This is a genomic window from Polaromonas sp. P3_C2 (assembly GCF_056402675.1).
This window is the reverse complement of sequence record NZ_JBFUGX010000748.1, coordinates 1-1828: the sequence shown is the minus strand read 5'-3', so window position 1 is coordinate 1828 and position 1828 is coordinate 1. Positions and strand designations below refer to the sequence as shown.

The window sequence follows — 1828 nt, the reverse complement described above, 5'->3', positions numbered from 1 at the left end:
GGGTTGAACATCAGTGCGCTGGAAAACCCCCAAAAAAGCGGCTTCCGGCGCCCGGGAAGAGGATGTAGGAATTGCCAAAAAAATTTCAAGAGGGAATTTGCGCACGTCACTCTCAGGCGCGGCGGGCCTGCAAAAGGGCGGCCCAGGCAGCGGCGTTGCGGTCAGGTTTAAAACTTTTTTCGCAAGTCACCCACGCGTGAGCCGCACAGCACAACGCCCCGGTGCACGTGAATGCACCGGGGCGTCTGGCTGGCGTTTCTTTTTCGGCCTGCTCAGCGCTTGGCGATCAGGCGGTAACCCAGCAGCAGCACGATGGAGCCAAGCACGGCGGCGATGAAGCCGGCCGTTTCGCCTTGCTGGTACCAGCCCATGGCCGCGCCCAGGTAGGTGGCAAGGAATGAGCCCGCAATACCGATGAGCACGGTGATGATGAAGCCGCCAGGGTCGCGGCCGGGCATCAGGAACTTGGCGACAAAGCCGATGATGAAGCCAATGATGATGGTCCAGATAATTGACATAGCGTCTTCCTAAAAAAAAAGGGGAAACCCAGGACGCGGGCAAGAGCCCGCGATGACTGGCTTACTTGGCGGCTTACTTGGTCGGTACTACGGCCTTGGCCATTTCCAGGTGGGCTTCCACCTTGGGCAGCATCTTGCCGGCCAGCGCCTTCAGGTCGGCGTCTTTGGCGTCCTTCTGGATCTTGGTCAGCAGCTTGATGGTGGCTTCGTGGTCGCCCACACCGGCGCGCTTGGCGTATTCCGTGTCAAACAGGTTGCCCGACAAGGCCTTCATTGCGGTGGCCTTGGTTTTGGCCATCACGCCGGGGCCGTCGGGCAAGGTCACACCTTTGGCGCGGGCCAGTGCCTGCACTTCGGCCAGGGCGCTGTTGTGGTCGTCAATCATTTGCTGCGCAAATTTTTTGATCTCGGCGTTCTGCGATTTTTCCAGCGCCATCTTGCCGCTTTCGATCTCGGCGATGTTGGCCTGGGCCAGGTCGTCCAGCATGCCCTTGTCGGCACGGGCCAGCTTGCCGGCATCTGCCGCTGTTGAGGTGCCTGCGGTGGTGCTGGTCTGGGCCGTGGCGGGCAGGGCAGCCAKTGCCAGGGCAGAAGCGGCCACGGCGGCCAGTGCCACGCTGCTGAGTTTGAATTTCGATCGGTTCAATCGGTTCAACATGAGGGCCTCCTTTGAAGGGGTGGTTGTTGACGGGTTGATTCGGTATGGGGGAACAGACGCCGCGAAGATAGGAATTAGCAAACCAGCAAGCCGCGGCAGATAGCGTTGTACTTTCGCCGCTGTAGCGGCCGTGCGTTGCAGGAGGCCGGGCAGGCTCTGTGTAGGAATTTGCTTGCGCGTGGTGTCCGGCTGCCGCGCACGGGCGCCCGGCCTTTTGTTCAACAAATGCCGCGTGGTGCGATACGATGGCCGCCTGGACAATTTGTCTGAAATTCGAATCGCCTGACTCGCCGGAGGCCGCGCACCATGAAAAACCCCAGCAACACGCCCAGCAACAAGCATTTGCTCGCCGAGCTGAAGAACATTGCCGAAGGCCTGGGCAAAACGTTCGCGCCGTTTTGCGAAGTGGTGGTGCATGACCTGACACACCCGAAGAACGCGATCCTGGCGATTGAAAACAACCTGAGCGGCCGCCGCCTGGGCCAGCCCGCCACCGAGCTGGGCCTGGCGCGCATCCAGGACCCGGACTACCCCGCGGTGATCGCCAACTACGCCAACCAGTTTGCCGACGGCCGCAAGGTCAAGAGCACGTCGGTGGGCATTCGCAATGAAGAAGGCGAGTATGTGGCGGCGATCTGTCTGAACGTGGACC

General features: G+C 61.0%; 3 protein-coding genes. 1 reads left to right on the top strand and 2 read right to left on the bottom strand.

The features are described from left to right. Positions 1-272 precede the first annotated feature (272 nt). Together AC1DWI_RS21475 and AC1DWI_RS21470 are read right to left on the bottom strand one after the other, a co-directional pair. On the bottom strand, positions 273-518 hold the full coding sequence (locus AC1DWI_RS21475) for a GlsB/YeaQ/YmgE family stress response membrane protein (RefSeq protein ID WP_457282025.1): 246 nt from the start codon (positions 516-518) through the stop codon (positions 273-275). Positions 519-591: 73 nt separating this feature from the next. Beyond that, on the bottom strand, positions 592-1176 hold the full coding sequence (locus tag AC1DWI_RS21470; RefSeq protein ID WP_477725709.1) for a DUF4142 domain-containing protein: 585 nt from the start codon (positions 1174-1176) through the stop codon (positions 592-594). A gap of 306 nt (positions 1177-1482) precedes the next feature. On the opposite strand from AC1DWI_RS21470, the gene AC1DWI_RS21465 reads away from it, so the two are divergent. After that, on the top strand, positions 1483-1828 hold a 346-nt coding region (locus tag AC1DWI_RS21465), incomplete at its 3' end, for a helix-turn-helix transcriptional regulator (protein ID WP_477725708.1).

What these genes read in the sequence shown, in the direction of transcription:
- AC1DWI_RS21475 (WP_457282025.1), bottom strand. Translation starts at nt 518, where the DNA reads ATGTCAATTATCTGGACCATCATCATTGGCTTCATCATCGGCTTTGTC.